The 19,947-nt window shown below is 47.6% G+C and carries 22 protein-coding genes; 20 read left to right on the top strand and 2 right to left on the bottom strand.

Annotated features, from left to right (window positions below; genetic code table 11):
• Positions 1-42: 42 nt before the first annotated feature.
• Positions 43-1,494, top strand: coding sequence for a dihydrolipoamide acetyltransferase family protein (locus NST33_RS20310; protein WP_221822099.1), 1,452 nt, complete (start codon positions 43-45; stop codon positions 1,492-1,494).
• A gap of 111 nt (positions 1,495-1,605) precedes the next feature.
• Positions 1,606-2,313 carry a lipoyl(octanoyl) transferase LipB gene (gene lipB / locus NST33_RS20305; RefSeq protein ID WP_221822097.1) on the top strand — a complete coding sequence of 236 codons (708 nt, stop codon included), beginning with the start codon at positions 1,606-1,608 and terminating at the stop codon, positions 2,311-2,313.
• Between the two features lie 26 nt (positions 2,314-2,339).
• On the opposite strand, the gene prli42 is transcribed toward lipB, so the two are convergent.
• Positions 2,340-2,441 (bottom strand): stressosome-associated protein Prli42, encoded by a 102-nt coding sequence (prli42, locus tag NST33_RS20300; protein ID WP_017687624.1) that lies wholly within the window; start codon positions 2,439-2,441, stop codon positions 2,340-2,342.
• A gap of 266 nt (positions 2,442-2,707) precedes the next feature.
• Between prli42 and NST33_RS20295 the strand changes: the two genes are divergently transcribed.
• Entirely contained in the window at positions 2,708-3,841 is a 1,134-nt protein-coding gene (locus NST33_RS20295; RefSeq protein WP_339304840.1) for a M20/M25/M40 family metallo-hydrolase, read from the top strand.
• Positions 3,842-4,002: 161 nt separating this feature from the next.
• Here the strand turns inward: NST33_RS20295 and mciZ are convergent, their stop codons facing one another.
• Positions 4,003-4,137 carry a Z-ring formation inhibitor MciZ gene (mciZ, locus tag NST33_RS20290; protein WP_091028853.1) on the bottom strand — a complete coding sequence of 45 codons (135 nt, stop codon included), beginning with the start codon at positions 4,135-4,137 and terminating at the stop codon, positions 4,003-4,005.
• Positions 4,138-4,447: 310 nt separating this feature from the next.
• On the opposite strand from mciZ, the gene NST33_RS20285 reads away from it, so the two are divergent.
• From NST33_RS20285 to NST33_RS20205, 17 genes are all read left to right on the top strand, one after another.
• Positions 4,448-5,041, top strand: coding sequence for an NUDIX hydrolase (locus tag NST33_RS20285; RefSeq protein ID WP_339177587.1), 594 nt, complete (start codon positions 4,448-4,450; stop codon positions 5,039-5,041).
• A gap of 2 nt (positions 5,042-5,043) precedes the next feature.
• Complete coding sequence (locus NST33_RS20280; protein ID WP_339304837.1) at positions 5,044-6,264, top strand: endonuclease Q family protein; 1,221 nt, start codon at positions 5,044-5,046, stop codon at positions 6,262-6,264.
• 161 nt (positions 6,265-6,425) lie between these two features.
• Entirely contained in the window at positions 6,426-7,055 is a 630-nt protein-coding gene (spoIIM, locus tag NST33_RS20275; RefSeq protein WP_017687629.1) for a stage II sporulation protein M, read from the top strand.
• Between the two features lie 107 nt (positions 7,056-7,162).
• Positions 7,163-7,630 carry a Fur family transcriptional regulator gene (locus NST33_RS20270; RefSeq protein ID WP_036607866.1) on the top strand — a complete coding sequence of 156 codons (468 nt, stop codon included), beginning with the start codon at positions 7,163-7,165 and terminating at the stop codon, positions 7,628-7,630.
• 158 nt (positions 7,631-7,788) lie between these two features.
• Complete coding sequence (locus NST33_RS20265; RefSeq protein ID WP_076215836.1) at positions 7,789-8,031, top strand: DUF4227 family protein; 243 nt, start codon at positions 7,789-7,791, stop codon at positions 8,029-8,031.
• A 75-nt stretch (positions 8,032-8,106) separates the two neighbouring features.
• Positions 8,107-8,997 (top strand): tyrosine recombinase, encoded by an 891-nt coding sequence (locus NST33_RS20260; protein ID WP_339304835.1) that lies wholly within the window; start codon positions 8,107-8,109, stop codon positions 8,995-8,997.
• Positions 8,998-9,126: 129 nt separating this feature from the next.
• Positions 9,127-9,951 carry a purine-nucleoside phosphorylase gene (locus NST33_RS20255; protein WP_091018093.1) on the top strand — a complete coding sequence of 275 codons (825 nt, stop codon included), beginning with the start codon at positions 9,127-9,129 and terminating at the stop codon, positions 9,949-9,951.
• Between the two features lie 301 nt (positions 9,952-10,252).
• Positions 10,253-11,374 (top strand): D-alanyl-D-alanine carboxypeptidase family protein, encoded by a 1,122-nt coding sequence (locus NST33_RS20250; protein ID WP_339308732.1) that lies wholly within the window; start codon positions 10,253-10,255, stop codon positions 11,372-11,374.
• Positions 11,375-11,518: 144 nt separating this feature from the next.
• Complete coding sequence (spoIIAA, locus tag NST33_RS20245) at positions 11,519-11,872, top strand: anti-sigma F factor antagonist (RefSeq protein WP_017687636.1); 354 nt, start codon at positions 11,519-11,521, stop codon at positions 11,870-11,872.
• Complete coding sequence (spoIIAB, locus tag NST33_RS20240; protein WP_036672324.1) at positions 11,869-12,324, top strand: anti-sigma F factor; 456 nt, start codon at positions 11,869-11,871, stop codon at positions 12,322-12,324. The genes spoIIAA and spoIIAB overlap by 4 nt, the downstream gene beginning before the upstream one ends.
• A 14-nt stretch (positions 12,325-12,338) precedes the next feature.
• On the top strand, positions 12,339-13,094 hold the full coding sequence (sigF, locus tag NST33_RS20235; RefSeq protein ID WP_036607856.1) for an RNA polymerase sporulation sigma factor SigF: 756 nt from the start codon (positions 12,339-12,341) through the stop codon (positions 13,092-13,094).
• 415 nt (positions 13,095-13,509) lie between these two features.
• Positions 13,510-14,166, top strand: a complete 657-nt coding sequence (locus tag NST33_RS20230; protein ID WP_339304832.1) for a stage V sporulation protein AA — start codon at positions 13,510-13,512, stop codon at positions 14,164-14,166.
• Positions 14,147-14,575: a stage V sporulation protein AB gene (locus NST33_RS20225; RefSeq protein ID WP_221822086.1), complete on the top strand. Its 429-nt coding sequence runs from the start codon at positions 14,147-14,149 to the stop codon at positions 14,573-14,575. The genes NST33_RS20230 and NST33_RS20225 overlap by 20 nt, the downstream gene beginning before the upstream one ends.
• Before the next feature lie 24 nt (positions 14,576-14,599).
• Positions 14,600-16,267, top strand: a complete 1,668-nt coding sequence (locus tag NST33_RS20220) for a spore germination protein (RefSeq protein ID WP_221822084.1) — start codon at positions 14,600-14,602, stop codon at positions 16,265-16,267.
• Between the two features lie 103 nt (positions 16,268-16,370).
• A complete protein-coding gene (gene lysA, locus NST33_RS20215) occupies positions 16,371-17,702 on the top strand; it encodes a diaminopimelate decarboxylase (RefSeq protein ID WP_017687645.1) in 1,332 nt (443 codons plus the stop codon).
• 248 nt (positions 17,703-17,950) lie between these two features.
• Positions 17,951-18,382, top strand: coding sequence for a peptidylprolyl isomerase (locus NST33_RS20210; protein ID WP_017687646.1), 432 nt, complete (start codon positions 17,951-17,953; stop codon positions 18,380-18,382).
• A 95-nt stretch (positions 18,383-18,477) separates the two neighbouring features.
• Entirely contained in the window at positions 18,478-19,803 is a 1,326-nt protein-coding gene (locus NST33_RS20205; protein WP_221822081.1) for a hypothetical protein, read from the top strand.
• The last annotated feature ends 144 nt before the right edge of the window (positions 19,804-19,947 follow it).

Raw genomic sequence — 19,947 nt, 5'->3', positions numbered from 1 at the left:
TTTTTTGGATCGTTTAAAAGTAAAGTTTGGAGTGATAATCAAATGGCTGAACGTATGAAATGGATCGAGGTCATTATGCCGCAATTGGCGGAATCGCTGGTCTCGGCTACCATAGGCAAATGGTTGAAAAAACCGGGCGACCGTGTGGAACAGTACGAGCCGATCTGTGAAGTAATCACTGATAAAGTTAATGCCGAGATTCCATCCACTGTGGATGGAATTATGGGTGACCTTTTGGTGGAAGAGGGCACAACGATTGCTGTTGGTGAAGCAATCTGCCGCATGCAGGTCGCAGCTTCGGACGAAGAAGCGGCTGAGCAAGTAACACAAGTATCGCAGCAACAGGAGCAAGTGCAGCAACATACGAGCCACACTCCTGTTGCCGCCTCAAATACAGCAGCACATGACCCCAACCAGCCGATGCGCAATCGGTATTCCCCGGCAGTGCAATCCTTGGCAGCAGAGCATGGCTTGAACTTGCAAAGCATCCAAGGCACTGGGGCCGGTGGTCGTATTACCCGCAAAGATGTGCTGGCATTTGTTGCACAGGGAGGTAACGCGGCTGGAACGTCTGCGTCTGCACAAGCATCATCTGCAGCAGTACAGCATACACCTTCTGGTGTGCCGTCTGCTTCTCCATTCAGCGGAGTGAATCGTGGAAATGGAGAAATGGGTTTAACCGCTGGAGAAGCGATCTCCGCGTCCGATGCAGGTGTTCCTGTGAGACATTCAGGCATTCATCTAACCGAAAGTCCGAAAATTCCACAGATCGAAGTAGAGGGTGGCGGCCAAGGAAGATCGGAGTATTTCATCGATGTTACCCCTGTGCGTAATGCCATTGCCCGGAATATGCGTCAAAGCGTATCGGAAATCCCGCATGCATGGACAATGATCGAAGTGGACGTAACAAACCTTGTGATGCTGCGCAATAAACTCAAGGATGAGTTCAAGCGTAAGGAAGGTATCAACCTGACATATCTGTCCTTCATGATGAAGGGAGTCGTTAATGCGATCAAAGACTTCCCAATCATGAACTCGGTATGGGCAGTGGACAAAATTATCGTCAAACGGGACATTAACTTGTCCATGGCGGTAGGAACCGAAGACTCCGTACTTACACCCGTAATCAAACATGCCGATCAGCGAAATATCGCAGGTCTGGCCCGTGAAGTGGATGAGCTGGCTCGCAAAACACGTGAGGGTACGTTGAAGCTGGACCATATGCAAGGTGGTACGTTCACGGTGAACAACACAGGTTCATTTGGTTCGATCCTGTCCCAGCCAATTATTAACTACCCGCAGGCAGCGATTCTTACATTCGAGTCGATTGTCAAGAAACCTGTGGTTATTAATGATATGATCGCTGTTCGCTCGATGGCTAACCTGTGTCTGTCGCTGGATCACCGAATCCTGGATGGTGTAATTAGCGGACGTTTCTTGCAACGTGTCAAAGAAAACCTTGAAGGATATACCATGGAGACCAAGGTGTATTAAGTAAATAGTTGTCGGGGAAGTGTATGTGCCGGAGGCCGTGCACTTTTCCTGCTGTCTACGGACAGGTGCTCAATTGTACACTGAACCTGAAGCAGAAGGGTGTGGGGAATCATGAGCAAGCCGCTGGATGTTGCATACATACCAATGCTTGATTATGAAGAGGCTTGGAACCGCCAGAAAGCGATTGTGCAGCGATTGGACGAGGGCGAGGGAGCGGAGCAGATGCTGCTTTTACAACACCCGCCTACGTATACGATCGGCTCACAAAATCATCCGGAGCATCTGCTTCTCAGTCCGGAAGAGTTGCGTGAGCAAGGGATTTCCTTGTTTCAAATTGACCGCGGCGGTGATATTACTTATCATGGCCCGGGCCAGTTGGTAGGTTACCCGTTATTGATTCTTGGTCGGGATGAAGACCTGGATCTGCACGGCTATTTACGGAAACTTGAGCAGGTACTTATGGATTATCTCGCAGACCAGGGCATTGAAGCTGGACGCAAAGAAGGTTACACGGGTGTGTGGATTGGCGATATGAAGATTGCTGCAATTGGCATCAAGTTTAATCGTTGCAAACACCGCCGCGGTTTTGTAACCAGTCACGGGTTTGCTTTTAACATCAGCTCAGGCATTCAACATGCAGGTTTTCAGGGGATTGTTCCTTGTGGGATAGAGCAGTATGGCGTTACCTCACTGGAGGATATAACGGGTAAGTCCTATACAGTGGAGCAGGTTGCGCAGGAAATTGTTCCGTACTTTAATCGTATTTTTCCATATAAAATTAATTGGGTCACGGAAAAAGAAGCCCTTCAACGTCTGTAAACAGTTCGTCGAAAGGCTTTAGGTTGCTATCCGAACAGCAACGGTTCGAGAGCTATGAAAAGGGTGGACCCGATCATGGCGATCAGCATGAGATAGATGATGATTTTGAACCATTTCTTTTTTTGCATGATGAGAGAACTCCTTTCAATATAAAGTGTATGTTCAAAAAGACTGGTTTTCAGTACCAAGAAGATGGGATGAAGCTAGAAATGGAGTAGCGGAGCGTAGGGAAAACTACGTGAGCAACGGACATTTCGGCTGAATTCCATATTCGATGCTGATGATGCCGCCAGGCATCCTTCGTAATCAAAAGCAGACTTTTTGAACAACCTCATAAAATAAACAAGCCATAGTAATTGTATTGTACCGTATCTACGAGAGGGAGGAAAGTCCTATGATTAAACAACAACGTGTTATCGATCAGTTCATGGAACTGGTGCAGATTGATAGTGAAACGAAAAATGAACAGAACATCTCGAAGGTGTTAAAAGAACAGTTTACAGATCTCGGTCTTCATGTCTATGAGGATGATACCATGGAGCAAACCGGACATGGCGCCGGAAACCTCGTCATTACCTGGGAAGCGGAAGGAACTGAAGGGGTTGCACCGATCTTTTTCACATGTCATATGGACACCGTGACGCCGGGACAGGGAATCAAGCCTGAACTGGGTGAAGATGGCTGGATCCGCAGTGATGGAACAACGATCCTGGGAGCAGATGACAAAGCAGGGATTGCGGCATTGTTCGAAGCGATTCGTGTGATCCAGGAAAACAAGATTCCACATGGCAAAATTCAATTTGTCATTACAGTCGGCGAAGAGTCTGGCCTGGTGGGCGCACGTGCCATGAATCCGAAGGATATCGAAGCCGAGTTCGGTTATGCGCTGGATTCTAATGGAGCTGTAGGCACGATCTGTGTTGCTGCACCAGCGAGAGCTGAAATTCAAATGAGCATCTATGGTAAGTCCGCACATGCGGGCGTGAACCCGGAAGACGGGATCAGCGCCATTCAGGTTGCAGCAAAAGCAATTGCAGCGATGACACTGGGCAGAATTGATGATGAGACAACAGCAAACATTGGCAAATTCCAGGGTGGATCAGCACTCAACGTGGTATGTGACTTTGTACAGCTTGAAGCGGAGGCTCGCAGTATTGTGCAGGAGAAAGTTGAATTGCAGGTTGCACAGATGCGTGACGCGTTGGAAACGACATGTCGCAAATACGGTGCAACAGCTGAATTCAGAAGTGAGATCCTTTACCCTGCATTTGGTTTCCATGATGAACACGAAGTTGTGCAGCTTGCACAGCGTGCCATCCGCAGTATTGGGCTGGAGACAAGTACGTTTGCTTCCGGTGGCGGCAGTGATGCCAATATCTTTAACGGATTCGACATTCCAACAGTGAATCTGGCGGTAGGGTATGAGGATATCCATACAACCAAAGAACGTATTCGTGCCGAAGACATTATGAAGTTATCCCAAGTGGTCGTGGCTATTATTCAGGAAACGGCAGCTGACAAGAAATAATATACAGCACATGTTACCTCACATGTTGTTAGACAAAAGTCCGAACCCGGTCTATCTGTATCGGATTCGGACTTTTTGTGAATTCATGTTATATTTCAAGGGAGAAGACTCGTTAATTTAGGGTCAAATTGAATCAATGGATGAATGGATCGATGACCCATTCATTTGCGTCCAGCGAGCAGATCGACTAATTTGGCATCCGGGCCCCACTCGCGCAACCATTGCTTGAGTATGAGCTGCACTTGCCGGGCTTGTCCTACCACGTGTACGGATTGAGGCGTCATATAACTGTTCATCGAAAGTCCCCCTGATTCGTTTATATTTGCTGTGAGAATTCTATACGCTCACCATATGCCCAAAATCAGAAAATTATACATTCACCAAATATATAAATTGAGCTAATCCTTTACACAAGAACGGAGAGGGCAGAAATAACCAAGAGAAGCGGAGCGTTCGCCTTTATCACCAAATTTTATCTATTAGTTAAAGAAATCAAAAAAATCTGGGGATAACAGCGATCGAAGGGTTGTTCTGTCATTGGAGTGGTTAGTGTAAATATTTTTAGTCCATTTATATATAATCCTACGATATGGAGTTGAAGAACCAATGAAACCAAACCAATCTGCCCAATCCATCCACGCAGCGCAACCTGCCAATCCAAAGCTGGATGAAGTGACCGTATCCACCAAGCCGATCTTCGAGGGAAAAGTGATTTCACTTCAGGTCGATACGGTAAAGCTACCAAACGGACAAACGGCTACACGTGAGATTATCCGGCATCCTGGTGCTGTAGCTGTACTTGCACTAAACGGGGATCGCATGCTTGTTGTGGATCAGTATCGTCAGGCAATGGGACGCACCGAAGTGGAGATTCCTGCGGGGAAACTGGACCCGGGAGAAGAGCCGGAGGTGGCCGCAGCACGTGAATTGCGAGAAGAGACGGGATTTGTGGCCAAGTCGTTGCGTCATTTGCGTTCGTTCTACACGTCACCGGGGTTCGCAGATGAGATCATTCACCTATACATCGCTGAAGAGTTGGAAGCAGGGGACATGGCGCTGGACGAAGATGAATTCCTTGAAGTTGCCGAAATAACTCTGGAGGAAGCCTACGCTCTCATGGATGAGAATCGGATTAGTGATGCCAAAACGATGATGGCTGTATACGCGTGGGACCTCTACAGAACGACAGGACGGTTCTAGGCATGCAAGACCAACTGGAAATGTCCACGACGTGGGAGCCCTGTTATACAGACCTTCATATTCACATCGGACGAACCTCTCGCGGTGAGGCCGTGAAAATCAGTGGCAGTCGCGATCTGACATTTGAGAATATTGCTCGGGAAGCATCGGATCGCAAAGGAATTCATTTGCTTGGTGTTATTGATTGTCATTCTCCGGTTGTACAGCTGGATATTGAGCAATTGCTGGAGAGTGGTACCATGTCCGAGATTGAGGGCGGCGGCATTGCCTATCAGGACACCACCATTCTGCTGGGTACAGAGATTGAGCTGCGCGAGCCTGGAATGCGTGAGTTCCATATGCTGGCGTACTTCCGTGATCTGAAAACGATGAAGTCCTTCACGGACTGGATGAAACGTTATATGAAAAATGTGAATCTCAGTTCTCAGCGGGTGTACGTGCCCGCTCTAGAGATGCAAGCCGAGATTAAGGCACGTGGTGGGCTTATTGTACCTGCACATGTGTTTACACCGCATAAAGGCATCTATGGCAGTACGGCACCCCGTATGGGCGATGTATTGGATACTAGTCTCGTGGATGCGGTAGAGCTAGGCTTAAGCTCGGACTCATCCATGGCCAGTTATATTCGGGAATTGGATCATGTTCCGTTCCTGACCAACTCGGATGCCCATTCTCTCGGTAAGATTGGACGGGAGTATAATGAACTGCAAGTGGCTTCCCCTTCTTTTGATGAATTCCGCATGGCACTTCAAGGAGAAGCCGGCAGGAAAATTGCGGCCAATTATGGACTGAATCCAAGGCTGGGCAAATACCACCGTACTTACTGTGCCGCATGTGGCAGCATAATGGACGAGCAGGCGATGTCAGCAGAGCGTTGTCCGCACTGTGGCAGTCTGAAGCTGGTGCAGGGGGTGCTGGATCGCATCCTGGCAATCTCTGATCGAGAGAGTCCTCATGTTCCTGCAAACAGACCAGCCTATCATTATCAGGTGCCACTGGAGTTCATCCCGGGACTTGGCAAAGCCAAACTGCGCCAGCTACTGGACCATTTTGGTACAGAAATGAACGTACTTCATCGCACGCGTGAGGAAGAGCTTGCTGCGGTTGTTGGACCTGTGCTGGCTGGCCTGATTGTGGCTGCACGGAACGGACAACTGGAGCTGTCCTCCGGAGGTGGCGGCACTTACGGTAAAGTTGCTGTTCAGCAAAGAGCTACGGAGTGACCCGTGTAAAAATTTTGTAGTTCAACTCATATAGCTTTTGCTTTACAGAGGTCCAATCTGGACAAGAAGTCATACAGGTGCATTCCGGTTCATAAGAATGACTATGAGGATGTAACTGAGAATCCTTGCAGCATGATACCGGAAAGGGGACTCGTACCTGTATGCGCTCTTCCTACTTTACATTTAAAGGTCAGACTTCGTTATATGTATTCGTGGCCGTCTTGTTTCTGGTCGGCGTCATTTTTGGCGCGCTCATGGTCAACGCATTGTCTCTTGAGCAACGTCAGGATCTGGAGGGTTATCTCGGCAATTTCTTCATGACCGTGCAGCACAGTGCACAAGTGACTGAGACCGGGGCATATTGGGACATTGCCATGCTTCACCTGAAATGGGTGGGTCTGATCTTTATTCTGGGTTTATCCGTTGTTGGACTGCCCGGTATACTGGTTCTGGATTTTCTAAAAGGTGTGCTCATTGGATTCACGGTAGGGTACCTTGTTGGCCAGTATTCCTGGAAAGGGCTTCTGTTTGCACTGGTGTCCGTGGCACCTCATAATCTATTCGTCATTCCGATCCTGCTGATCTGCAGTGTAGCGGCGATGACGTTTTCGTTATACATCATTCGTAATCGTGTTTTGATGCAGCGAACACCTGGTCGACAAAGGCCTTTTGCTTCATATATAGTGTTAACTTTGGTTATGGCTGCACTGCTGCTCGGCGTGGCGTCTTTTGAAACATGGGTTACACCTGCGATGATGCGTTGGGTCACGCCAATGCTACTACCGGCCTAACGTGTACCGTATAGTGTAAAATGTTGACTTTAATTACGCACTCCCCCTATAATGAAAAGAGTGGGTTAAGTTGCAGTGTGCAGTGATTTCCTAGGGGGAGGGAGAAAATGGAAGCACGGATTGATAAAATTAAGCAGCAACTACAGTCCCAAGGATATAAATTAACGCCCCAGCGGGAAGCCACCTTAAGAGTACTTCTTGAGAATGAAGAAGATCATCTGAGCGCAGAAGATGTATTCATGCTCGTTAAAGAAAAGGCTCCCGAAATCGGTCTGGCAACCGTGTACCGTACCCTCGAACTGCTGAGTGAGCTGCATGTTGTAGAGAAAATCAACTTCGGCGACGGTGTAGCGCGTTATGATCTGCGCGGAGATACATCCAAGCATCACCATCATCACTTAATCTGTGTTCAATGCGGAAGTATGGATGAAATACGTGAAGACTGGCTTGGACCGCTTGAAGAGCGTTTGGAGCGGGAATTCAACTTTTCGGTAGTAGATCACCGACTGGACTTTCATGGAATTTGTTATCGTTGCAAAGCTAAAAATGAACAGAAACCCAAAGATGAAGAATAACATAGCATATCTTCAAGCTCTCACCGGCGGTTTTGACGGGAGAGCTTTTTTGGCACCGGACATGATCTGGAGTTTCCCCCGAATGGCATAAACCTGTGTTAATGGACATACCCTGATTCAAGGACAATACCGGATTCGAATCAGGAGGGGACGCGCCCATGATTATATCAGTGCGGAGAGGGCTCCGTTTTATTCGATTTATCATAGTTTTTGCCGCATTAGTTTATCTGTTCTATCATGTTCTGGATCTTTTTAATGGCTGGATCTCACCTGTGGATCAGTATCAGATGCCAACTGGCAATGCAATCAAAGTATTTCAGGAAACGGATTGGCCGGGTAATGGAGAAGGACGTCCTACGATGGCAGAGCGTCTCCGTTTGTTCTATTGGTACGGGGAGTAGCTTCGAACAGCCAGGGATGCAAATACGGGAGCAGTCTGCCAGAGCGGCAGATCTGTCAGTTGAGGAGCGTTGTACATGAAACAGACGATACACGCCTATGCCTTATACTTGGAAGATGATAAAGGGATGTCGAGCAGCACGCTTGAATCGTATCTCCGAGACGTGGACAAGTTCATTGAATTTGCTGATAAGGAATATGGCATACGCGAAGCCGATCAGGTCAGACGCACACATGTCGTCCTGTTTGCAGGTCAGCTCAAACAGGCAGGACGTGCCAATGCAACCATTGCCCGCAGCATCGTATCTCTGCGCTCCTACTTTCATTTTTTGCTGCGGCGGGGTGATATTATACAGGACCCTACGTTTGATGTGGAAGCTCCCAAGGCGGACAAGACGCCACCACAGGTGTTAAGTATCCAAGAGATCGAACAACTGCTGACAGCGCCTGATATTCGTTCACCGCAGGGTGTGAGAGATCGAGCGATGCTTGAACTGTTATATGCCACAGGCATTCGGGTCTCGGAACTGATTGCCCTTGACATTCGGGATGTACAGCCAGGCATGCGTTTTATACGATGCGGTGGGGCGGGCAAGGAACGTATCCTTCCCATCGGTGCGCCAGCTGCACATTGGGCAAGTGTATATGTGGAGGAATTCCGCAACAAGTTGCTCAAAACCGATTCGGACGAGCAGGCACTTTTCGTGAATGTATCTGGGAGACGTTTAACCCGGCAGGGCTTCTGGAAGCTGCTCAAAAAAGCGGCGGTGGACGCAGGAATCTCGGAAGAAATTACGCCGCATACACTGCGTCATTCCTTTGCGGCACACCTGATTGCCAATGGGGCGGATACACGTGCGGTTCAAGACATGCTGGGTCACGTGGAGCAGCCTGGACAACAATATGGCAATCATGGACGCAAAACCATGAAAGAAATCTATGAAACCCATCATCCGAGGGCAAGATAGATTTTGACGCATGGCATTCACAAATAAATGCGGAACATTGGGCCGATTTAGGATAAAATAAATTGAATACATCCAAACGCCGTTATACATAAGACGGATCGTTTCAACTCAAGGAGGAACATACATCGCATGACAGCATTAAACCAACAAATGATTTCGGAAGCAGCATCTTATATTCAAAGCAAAAGCTCCATCAAGCCGGAAGTCGGTTTGATTTTGGGTTCGGGTCTTGGCGTACTGGCAGAACTGATTGAAGATGGCGTAAGTATTGCTTATCAGGATATTCCTCATTTTCCAGTGTCCACAGTAGAAGGACATGAAGGTGAACTATTGGTTGGAACCATTAAAGGTCGTCCAGTTGTGATGATGAAAGGCCGTTTCCACATGTACGAAGGATATGGTCCGGAATTGACAGCTTTCCCTGTACGGGTTATGAAAGAACTGGGTGTAAGCAGCCTGCTTGTAACCAATGCTGCGGGCGGCGTGAATACGTCGTATGAAGCTGGAGACTTGATGCTGATCTCTGATCACTTAAATCTCACAGGCAAAAATCCACTGATCGGACCAAATGACGCTGCACTGGGCGTGCGTTTCCCGGATCTGTCCGAAGCATATAGCCGCCGTTTGCGTGCGCTGGCGAAGGATACGGCCGCTTCACAAGGTTTTAACGTACGTGAAGGGGTATACGCAGGTATGCTCGGTCCGAACTATGAGACACCAGCAGAGATCAGAATGCTGCGTACATTGGGCGCAGACGCAGTGGGCATGTCCACTGTATCTGAAGTGATCGTGGCACGCCACGCAGGTCTGGAAGTACTCGGTATTTCCTGTATCAGCAACATGGCTGCCGGAATTCTGGACCAGCCGCTGTCACATGATGAGGTGATGGAAACGACGGAACGTGTTCGTGAGTCGTTCCTGGCGCTGGTATTGGCGGTTATTCCACAAATGTAAGCAAGATTTGAGTAGATAGGGTTACCTCTTTAGATGAGAAATCATCGGGGGTAACCTTTTTTTGTTGTGATAAACGTACGGTTACTCATTCGTTGAATGCAGTGCGTTTTTTTGCTTTGACCACATTTTCAATAAAAGTTCGGGAAATCATGCTTTACATGGAATAATTTACTGGAAACGGGCCGACAATGATTAGCAGTACATGCATGGAACATGCAGTAAGCAAGTCATTTGAGGAGGTAACCTTGTGAAGAAAAGAATAATGGCATCGTTCATGACCCTTTGTATTCTGCTGTCCCTTATGGCATCAACAGCATTGGCTGAAGAAAAACCGAAGGCAGCAGGAGGAACTGATCTGGCCCCGTCGGCGCGCTCTGCGATCTTAATGGATGCAGATACGGGAACGGTCATTTATGAGAAAAACAGTCATGATCAACTGCCTCCGGCGAGCATTACAAAAATTATGACAATGCTGCTTACGATCGAAGCGATCGACTCGGGCAAACTGAAGCTGACGGACAAAGTAAGAACGAGCGAATATGCAGCTTCCATGGGCGGTTCGCAGATCTTTCTGGAGCCTGGGGAAGAAATGACGGTCGATGATATGTTAAAAGGGATTGCCATGGCATCAGGCAATGATGCCTCTGTTGCTATGGCCGAGAAGATTGCTGGCTCGGAAGAAGCTTTTGTACAGCTGATGAATGAGCGTGCGAAGGAGCTTGGCATGAAGGATACTCATTTTGCCAACTGTAACGGTCTGCCGGTCGATAATCATTATTCGTCTGCTCATGACATTGCTGTCATGAGCCGTGAACTGCTGAAGCATTCCGGGATTACAAAGTACACTGGTGCATATCAGGATTATCTTCGCAAAGATTCGGAAAAGCCATTTTGGCTAGTGAACACAAACAAGCTGGTTCGTTTTTATCAAGGGGCAGACGGTTTGAAAACAGGTTATACCTCCGAAGCGAAATTCTGCTTGTCTGCAACAGCGTCCAAAGATGGACTGCGTGTCGTTTCCGTGGTACTCGGTGAACCAAATACCAAAACACGGAACAGCGAAGTATCTTCGATGTTTGACTATGCGTTCAGTCAATATACGATGAAGGCGCTCTACAAGGCAGGGGATCTGCTGGGTAGTCTGAAGATCGAAAAAGGTGAAGTTACCGAGTTGCCTCTGAATGCCACGCAAAATTATAGTGTGCTGATGCGCAAAGGAGCCAAATCCAATGACATCCGGCATGAATTGCTGGTTGCCAAAGAATTGAAAGCTCCGATCAAAGCCGGGCAAAGTATTGGTAAACTGGTGGTCTACCAGGGCAATGACGTGATTAAGGAGTTCGACATTCAGGCTCCGCAGGATGTGAATAAGGCTGGCTGGTGGAAGCTGTTCAAGCGGACAACGTCCAACCTGTTTGACTAAACGGCGATTTCTGCGAGTTGCACGTATCCTTCGAACATATTTTGTAGTTAAATAGGGGTTTTCTTCTAGTTTTGTCGGGGGGCAGGAAAAGCCTTCGGAAGCGTAGAAATCCTTGTTCTAAGACAGGGAGGAGAGTGAGCAAACGTGAACTTGCATGTGGAAATGGAACACCATCGCGGGATTCTGATTGTACGATTATCCGGGGAGCTGGATCACCATACAGCTGACATGGTACGGATGCAAATGGATGAAGCTATCCAGCGGAGACAAAGCGAGCATCTGGTACTCAGCCTGAAAGATCTGCAATTTATGGACAGTTCAGGTCTGGGTGTCATTTTGGGAAGATACAAGCTCATTAAGAATAAAGGTGGCAAGATGGTGGTCTGTGACGTCAATTCGCCAGTGTACCGTTTGCTGGAAATGTCGGGTCTGTTCAAGATTATGCCGATATACGAAAATGAGGGAACTGCTCTCTCAGGTCTGGAGGTCGTCTCATGAATGAAGGAACAGGGACAAATTTCATGAATCTGCAATTCGCGGCCAAGTCAGAGAATGAATCGTTTGCACGGGTAACCGTTGCTGCATTTATCTCCCAGCTTGATCCAACGATGGACGAGCTCAGTGACCTGAAGACGGTCATTTCGGAAGCCGTGACCAACAGTATCATCCACGGATACAACAATAACTCCGAGGGTGTTGTGTCCATCCAGGCCGAGATTCGGGAAGACATGATCACCATTATTGTGGAAGACCGCGGTGAAGGAATCGAAGATCTTGAACTGGCCAAGCAGCCGCTATATACGTCCAAACCCGAACTTGAGCGATCGGGCATGGGCTTCACCATTATGGAAAACTTTATGGATGAATTCGAAGTCAGCAGTGAGCCCGGCAGAGGCACCTCCATCAAGATGAAAAAAAGGATTGAATCCAAGAAAGCATTGTATAATTAGGGGTTGGTGTTCTTATGGATGCTGAAGTGAAACCATCTTCACAGACCTATTTGGACGATGCCGAGGTCAAACGGCTGATTGCGCTCAGTCAGTCGGGTGACCATGTCTCACGGGATACGCTGGTGAACTGCAACATCAGACTCGTCTGGTCCGTCGTACAGCGTTTTATGAACAGGGGATATGATCCGGAAGATCTGTTCCAGATTGGTTGTATCGGTCTGCTCAAGTCAGTGGACAAATTCGATCTCAGTTATGACGTGAAGTTCTCAACCTACGCGGTACCGATGATCATTGGAGAAATCCAGCGATTCCTGCGGGATGACGGTACCCTGAAGGTCAGTCGTTCACTGAAAGAGATGGCGAATAAAGTCCGCAAAAAAAGGGACGAACTGTCCAAACATCTGGATCGTTTACCAACGATTAAGGAAGTTGCCGCAGAGCTGGGGGTAACCCCGGAGGAAGTCGTATTTGCCCAGGAAGCGAACAAACCACCGACCTCCATCCATGAGACGGTATTCGAGAATGACGGTGATCCTATTACGTTAATGGATCAGATTGCCGACGAGTCTCAGGAACGTTGGTTTGACAAGCTGGCGCTGAACGAAGCCATCGGTGGTCTCAGTGAGCGGGAGCGGTTAATCGTTTATCTTCGGTATTACCGGGATCAGACCCAATCCGAGGTTGCCAGCAGGCTGGGAATATCTCAGGTACAGGTATCACGTCTGGAGAAAAAAATACTGCAATCCATCCGCGACCAGATCGCGCAGTGATTTTGTGGAGTGCAACAACAATATTGGCGCTTATGTACCAATATACGACAACTAACAACCTTCTATCGCGCGTTATGGCGAGGGAGGTTATTTGTTGTTAGAGAAACAAAGCGAATATCCCCACTTTTAATTCCCTTCCTGCCACCTCCCCAGCATATTTATTTCAAACGTTTGGAAACGGGAGGACGATGGGCAGCGGAGGGATGGAATCGGTCAAAAGGAGCGAAGCGTTCGCCTTTAGCACCGGATTTCTCCTTGAAAAGGAGAGTTCAAGAAATCCGGGGATAACAGCGACCAATGACCGATCCATCCCGCAGCACTAGCACAACCTCCCGATCTTTTTCCAACCCGTTTGTAATAAATTTGCACATTCTTCAAATACTAACCTAAATTACGCAGTAAAGGAGTGCTTTGGATGTCCCAGACACCCACTCCAATGGTCTATATTCGTCTGCGCAGCCGTATTCGCATCCAGAGGGGCAGAGCAGTCAAGCTTGGAGACATTGCACATGTACTGACCTCTTCTGAAGACCAGGAGGGCAGGCTACTGGAGCTTGAACTGCTGCGCCCTGGACCGGAGGATGGCAATCTGATCCTCATTGATATATTGCAGATTATTCCCCGAATTCGGCACATCTTGCCGGAGGTAACTGTGGAACTGATGGGATCAGGTCATACGTTGGTTGAAGTCATTGCGGGAAATGGTCAACCTTCCAGGTCCCTATTCATTCTGGTTTGGCTGCTGCTGTTCTTTGGATCAGCCTTAACCATCATGAATTTTCATGCCGATGTGAACATGCAGGAAGTACAGATTCGTATTGTGGAGATGCTTACTGGGCATCGGGACGAACATCCCTATTTGTTCCAAGTGGCGTATTCCATTGGCATTGGATTCGGAATGGCAGTATTTTTTAATCATTTGTTCAAGAAAAAGTGGAATGAGGAACCTACCCCGCTAGAAGTGGAGATGTTTCTATACCAGCAAAATGTAGATAAATATGTGGTGATTGAAGAGAGCGAACGGATGCATGAGCAGGAACGCAGGGAGATGAATGCGGATGAGCGTTCTTAATGGAGCAATCAGCATTGTATTGGGTATTGCAGGGGGAATTGCCGTAGGGAGCGGCGTAATTGCGCTCATTCTGGTGCTCGATATGATCCCAAGGTTGGCTCAACTTACGCAATCGTATGACAGGACTCACTGGTACGAAGGGGCGCTAATAGGTGGTTCACTGCTCGGGACCGTGGCGGACTTCTGGCACTGGAAAATGCATGGGGTGCTGCTGCTCAGCCCGATTGTTGGTTTGTTCTGTGGCGTGTTCATCGGCCTGCTGGCCGCGGCGCTCACTGAGGTACTCAATGTACTGCCCGTATTAGCCAAACGATTGGGCATGAAACCTTATTTGTTTGGATTACTGCTCGCCATGATTTTGGGCAAAATGACAGGTTCCCTGTTTGATTTTTTCATATATCAGCGGTAACTCGTGGCCATAGGAGGATGGAAGATGGATGAACGAACGGAGCACACAGGCCAGGAAAATAGTGAAGGTATAACGGAAGAGATGTTACACAAGTCTGCTTATGAGATTCAGAAGGAAGAAGAGGAGAAAGCGTACAATAAGAAAAAACAAAATGAGATGTCCGACAGCATTGAGGAATCCGTACAATATTGGCAGGAAAACGATGATATCTCCCCACGCATGAGTGAGAACAAATATACGCTGCAACAGGTACTGGGGCTTGGAGAATCGTTCGACGTTAATATGAGGGAAATGGTCCTGGGGGGCAAGCACGTTGGATTGCTGATGATCACGGGCTTTGCCAAGGATGAGATTTTGCTTGAAGTATTGAAAAGACTGACCTATCTCACGCCAGATGACGTGTCCGGACATGCTCTCAAATCCTATTTTGAATGTTACATTCCCCATATTCAGGTGGAAAAAGTCGACAAGATGAGTGCGGTCATCAACAAGGTTCTTACCGGGATGAGCGCAATGTTCGTTGAAGGGGACCGCTCGGTCTTAATTATGGATACCCGGAGTTATCCGGTACGTTCACCCGAAGAACCTTCATTGGAAAGGGTAGTCCGAGGTTCCAGAGACGGCTTTACCGAAACGCTCCTGACCAATGTAACCCTGGTGCGCCGCAGAATACGCGACCCAGGACTGAAATTCGAAATTATGCAGGTGGGGCGGAGAACACAAACCGATGTCTGTGTGGTGTATATTGACGATATTGTGGATAAAGTGCAGGTAGATTCCGTTCGTGAAAAAATACAGCGAGTGGATATCGATGGTATTCCCGCAGCCGACAAGCAGCTAGAGGAAGCGATTATCAACAAGGGTTGGAATCCGTTCCCGCTCGTTCGTTATTCGGAACGACCAGATGTTACAGCTTCCCATTTACTGGAAGGGAGAGTTGTCATTTTTGTAGACACTTCCCCAAGTGTGATGATTTTGCCTACGACCTTCTTCGATCTGTGTGAACATGCGGAGGAAAACAGACAGACGGCATTGATGGGGACGTATTTAAGATGGGTGCGTTTTGCAGGGATTCTCATATCGTTGTTTTTGCTACCACTATGGCTTCTCATGGTTATTGACCCTTCGATTAAACCGATGGGACTCGACTTCATTGGTCCGCAGGAAAATGTAAAGCTACCGCTGATTCTACAATTTCTATTGATCGAACTGGGCGTCGATTTATTACGGATGGCAGCGGTCCATACGCCTACACCTCTGGCATCGGCTATGGGCTTGATCGCGGCAATTCTAGTCGGGGATATCGCCGTCAAAACAGGATATTTTGTCAATGAAGTTGTACTCTATATGGCTATCGCAGCCATCGGTATGTTTGCTACGCCGAGTTACGAGCTGGGTCTTGCCAACAGGTTGGTCAGGTTAGTTCTGCTCATTGCAGTAGCGATATTCAAGGTTCCGGGATTGGTCGTGGGCTGTACATTGCTCATATTGGCGCTTACCGTTCACCGGTCGTACAATTCTTCGTATCTCTGGCCTTTTATACCGTTTAATGCAAAAGCCCTGGGCAATTTTTTATTCCGGCTACCGTTGCTGGAAAATAAAAAACGTCCATCATTTAATAAAACCCGTGATAACACCAAAATGTCCGATGATCCGGACGGGGAACTGCGAAAAAGTAAAAAACACAAATGATCTTCCGAAAAATCCATTCATCTCGCTGTCTAATTTGATATACTGGTGTAAAATCATTGGAATATCAATTGTTCCAGTATATAAAAAGTGAGGAATGCAGATTATGTATTTACATGGTACAAGTAAAATAAATGCGCAAGGACATCTGGAGATTGGCGGAGTTGATGCAACAGATCTGAAAGAACAATTTGGAACTCCCCTGTATGTTGTGGACGAGCAATTGGTTCGCGAGCGTTGCAGAGAGTACATGGAAGCATTCCGTGCTTCCGGACTGGGCTTCCAGGTTGCTTACGCAAGTAAAGCATTCTGTGTAATGGCGATGTGTGCCCTTGCAGCAGAAGAAGGACTTTCCCTGGATGTTGTATCTGACGGTGAACTGTTTACTGCACTGCAAGCAGGATTCCCGGCTGAGCGCATTCACTTCCACGGTAACAACAAAACGTTGGAAGAGATCGAAATGGCTCTTGATGCGGAGATTGGATGTTTTGTTGTTGATAACTTCAATGAATTGCATCTGTTGCAGGCTGTAGCAGCGGACAAAAATCGTAAAGTGAACATTTTGCTTCGTGTGACGCCTGGTGTTGAGGCACATACGCATGAATATATTTCCACAGGTCAAACGGATTCGAAATTTGGATTCGATATCGGCAATGGTACAGCATTTGAAGCGATTGACTTGGCTTCCAAGCAGTCCAACCTGGTATTGCTCGGTGTGCATTCCCACATTGGTTCCCAGATCTTCGAAGTTGAAGGCTTCCAGATGGCTGTTCAACGTGTTGCTGAATTTGCAGCAAGTGTATATGAGCGTCTTAATGTTGCTTTCAAAGTGGTTAACCTTGGTGGTGGATTCGGAATCCGTTATATCGATGGAGATACGCCGCTTGAAGTTGCGCAATACGTGAAGGCTATTACAGATGCCGTTAAAAATCATTTTGCTCAAATCGGCTATGCCGTACCTGAGATCTGGGTTGAACCAGGCCGCAGCATCGTGGGTGAAGCGGGAACAACGCTGTATACTGTTGGAACAAGCAAAGACATTCCAGGTGTGCGTAAATACGTTGCCGTGGATGGTGGTATGACTGATAACCCACGTCCTGCTTTGTATGAATCCAAGTACGAAGCTGTGCTTGCCAATCGTGCAAATGAGGCTGCTCAGGAAACGGTATCTGTTGCGGGTAAATGCTGCGAGAGTGGCGATATGTTGATCTGGGATCTGGACCTGCCAAAAGTGGAAAGCGGCGATCTGCTCGCTGTAGCTTGCACAGGCGCGTATAACTACTCCATGGCGAGCAACTACAACCGGATTCGTCGTCCGGCCGTTGTATTTGTCAAAGACGGTCAAGGAGATGTCGTGGTACGCCGTGAGACGTATCAAGATATCATCCAGAATGACCTGGTACCTGCACGTATTGGCAAACAGCCAGTGACTCGCTAATTCGTCAAAAGATAATGCGGTTCTGCATTATTCAAGATATAGGGATTTTGCAGTTGAAGCAGATGAAAAGGAACCTTCCTTTTTCGTCTGCTTTTTGCGTATTTGAGCTAAATCATGAAAAAAGTTGTCGTTTTTTTTGCGATCCAGACATTTTCGGTGTACACTAAGAAAAGTGCTGTAATGCTTGGCCCAGGGTCATGCGTTCTGGTACCATTAACGATGGTCAATACGAAAGGAGTCATTTACATATGGCGAAACAAGCGAAAATTAAATTGGCAAACGGCGGAGAAGTTTTGATCGATCTGTTCGATCAAGAAGCTCCAAACACAGTAGCAAACTTTGAGAAACTGGCTAACTCCGGTTTCTACAATGGTCTTACATTCCACCGCGTTATTCCGGGCTTTGTAGCTCAAGGCGGATGCCCTAACGGTTCCGGTGCAGGTGGCCCAGGTTACACAATCAACTGTGAAATCAACCCAAACAAACATGAGCGCGGAACACTTGCTATGGCACATGCTGGCCGTAACACAGGTGGAAGCCAGTTCTACATCTGCTACCAACCGCAACCACATTTGGATGGACAACATACTGTATTTGGTAAAGTAACTAAAGGTATGGAGTTCGTGGACGCTTTGGAAGGTAAAGACAAAATGGAAACTGTTGAAGTTGTAGAAGCTTAATACCTTCACCTTAACTGGATCCAATCATGAAGTGCTTCTTTTAAAGAAGCACTTTTTTTATTTTTTTACATACTTGAAATCGATGATTAGAAAGGATGAATAAAACCTTGGATATGGTTACTCAGCTAAGCTTGTTAAAACAAATTTATAGTGAGCGCACGTTGTGGAATGAAGAACTGCAGGCATCGCGGCATGTCGTTCCGGATAGTCTATCCGTAAAGGATCGAGAAGCGCTTGAGGCAGCCGGGCATGAACCGAATCGATTTGTACGTCCGCAACATGATGAAACGATTACTGAGCTGAAAAAAGTTGCAAATCAATGGACGATCAATGATGCAGCGCAGGCCTTTGTATCCTCTTTGTGGTCAGCACCCATGATTTGGCGCTCGTTGCTTACAAGCAAGCTTATTGCGAGCAGTATGCCAAGTCATGAACATACGCCATATCCATCTTCGAACACTTGTAAGATCTGCGGATTAAGTGTAGATCAAGCAATCGACACGACGCTGCAATGGTATTGGAGGATGACCAATGGAACCCCGTTGGACGGTGATCCTTTTGGAAGCGTGTTGGCACTTCGAGAACTGGCTACCGCGAAGGAGATTCCAATACCCAATGAATACGACCGCTGGACATTCCGTGCGGTGTTAACGGTGCTGCGCGAGTTACCTCCCAAAACACGTTACAGCAAGGCAGCAGTAGCGCTCAAGAAGGAACGTCTTTTGCCTACACAGAAGGAATATGTCTACCGTGATTTGCTTGAGACGTTAGCTCTGATTGGCATACTGGATACGCCGGAGCATCCTGGTATGATCACGGAATTTACCTCTTATATGCAACGTGACGCACGCCCCAATGTGCGGGTTGAAGTGCAGGCCCCTCTGGCGTGGTGGGATTCATCTGTCGGAATTAATGAGAACAACCTGAACAAGATATTTCATGAGTTTGATCTCAATAATATATCTCTTGCGGATAAGCCTGATGAGAGTCCAGCTGTAAAGGACACGATCTTAGGTGCATTGGAGAAGAAGAGAAGTGTTCGCGGAAAAGTGCCAAAGGCATCTCCTGATGCAGGTACCGGGGAGGTACAGTCTGGCGATGTGTATGCTGTTCGGGTCCGGGAAGGTGTATGGGTGACAGTATATTGTCATGAAGTCAGAGACAAACGCGTCATCGTCGAATATCTGGATGGTGTCTTTCCAGAGATGCCGGGAAAAGCAGATTTGCATGGGACGTTTCGACCGAGAGCGAATGGACGCTGGAAATGCTCGGCTATTGGGATTGATTCCACAAGTTGGGTCAGAAGGGTCGCACGAGAGTTCTCGCTTCCGACTTCGCCCCTGCAAGAACCTGACCGCATTCCATTTCATAATGCCAAAGAATTAAAGCATATGGCGAGCTGGTGTTTTCCTGATATGTAGAATGATACGATGGATGTGAGAATGTGCCTCCAAGCAAAAACCGTACCTCCTGAGAGGAAGCGGTTTTTGTTGTTTCTTAGCTTATTAAAAGTTAGTATGTGACAAAAAGGAACAAAAAACAATTGATTTTTTGGCATTAAAGTG

Origin of the sequence: Paenibacillus sp. FSL L8-0435, assembly GCF_037965655.1 — a bacterium.
In the GTDB taxonomy this organism is placed as follows: domain Bacteria; phylum Bacillota; class Bacilli; order Paenibacillales; family Paenibacillaceae; genus Paenibacillus.
Note: the sequence above shows the minus strand (reverse complement) of the source record. Positions and strands in the feature narration are given on the sequence as shown.

Excerpts from the sequence above, each read along its gene's own strand:
- lysA (WP_017687645.1), top strand. The coding sequence starts at position 16,371 with ATGTATTTACATGGTACAAGTAAAATAAATGCGCAAGGACATCTGGAG.
- NST33_RS20285 (WP_339177587.1), top strand. The coding sequence starts at position 4,448 with ATGAAACCAAACCAATCTGCCCAATCCATCCACGCAGCGCAACCTGCC.
- NST33_RS20260 (WP_339304835.1), top strand. The coding sequence starts at position 8,107 with ATGAAACAGACGATACACGCCTATGCCTTATACTTGGAAGATGATAAA.
- NST33_RS20220 (WP_221822084.1), top strand. The coding sequence starts at position 14,600 with ATGGATGAACGAACGGAGCACACAGGCCAGGAAAATAGTGAAGGTATA.
- NST33_RS20255 (WP_091018093.1), top strand. The coding sequence starts at position 9,127 with ATGACAGCATTAAACCAACAAATGATTTCGGAAGCAGCATCTTATATT.
- mciZ (WP_091028853.1), bottom strand. The coding sequence starts at position 4,137 with ATGAACAGTTATATGACGCCTCAATCCGTACACGTGGTAGGACAAGCC.
- prli42 (WP_017687624.1), bottom strand. The coding sequence starts at position 2,441 with ATGCAAAAAAAGAAATGGTTCAAAATCATCATCTATCTCATGCTGATC.
- NST33_RS20230 (WP_339304832.1), top strand. The coding sequence starts at position 13,510 with ATGTCCCAGACACCCACTCCAATGGTCTATATTCGTCTGCGCAGCCGT.
- NST33_RS20295 (WP_339304840.1), top strand. The coding sequence starts at position 2,708 with ATGATTAAACAACAACGTGTTATCGATCAGTTCATGGAACTGGTGCAG.
- NST33_RS20210 (WP_017687646.1), top strand. The coding sequence starts at position 17,951 with ATGGCGAAACAAGCGAAAATTAAATTGGCAAACGGCGGAGAAGTTTTG.
- NST33_RS20225 (WP_221822086.1), top strand. The coding sequence starts at position 14,147 with ATGCGGATGAGCGTTCTTAATGGAGCAATCAGCATTGTATTGGGTATT.
- NST33_RS20280 (WP_339304837.1), top strand. The coding sequence starts at position 5,044 with ATGCAAGACCAACTGGAAATGTCCACGACGTGGGAGCCCTGTTATACA.
- spoIIM (WP_017687629.1), top strand. The coding sequence starts at position 6,426 with ATGCGCTCTTCCTACTTTACATTTAAAGGTCAGACTTCGTTATATGTA.
- sigF (WP_036607856.1), top strand. The coding sequence starts at position 12,339 with ATGGATGCTGAAGTGAAACCATCTTCACAGACCTATTTGGACGATGCC.
- NST33_RS20250 (WP_339308732.1), top strand. The coding sequence starts at position 10,253 with ATGGCATCAACAGCATTGGCTGAAGAAAAACCGAAGGCAGCAGGAGGA.
- NST33_RS20270 (WP_036607866.1), top strand. The coding sequence starts at position 7,163 with ATGGAAGCACGGATTGATAAAATTAAGCAGCAACTACAGTCCCAAGGA.
- spoIIAB (WP_036672324.1), top strand. The coding sequence starts at position 11,869 with ATGAATGAAGGAACAGGGACAAATTTCATGAATCTGCAATTCGCGGCC.
- NST33_RS20205 (WP_221822081.1), top strand. The coding sequence starts at position 18,478 with ATGAATAAAACCTTGGATATGGTTACTCAGCTAAGCTTGTTAAAACAA.
- NST33_RS20310 (WP_221822099.1), top strand. The coding sequence starts at position 43 with ATGGCTGAACGTATGAAATGGATCGAGGTCATTATGCCGCAATTGGCG.
- lipB (WP_221822097.1), top strand. The coding sequence starts at position 1,606 with ATGAGCAAGCCGCTGGATGTTGCATACATACCAATGCTTGATTATGAA.
- NST33_RS20265 (WP_076215836.1), top strand. The coding sequence starts at position 7,789 with ATGATTATATCAGTGCGGAGAGGGCTCCGTTTTATTCGATTTATCATA.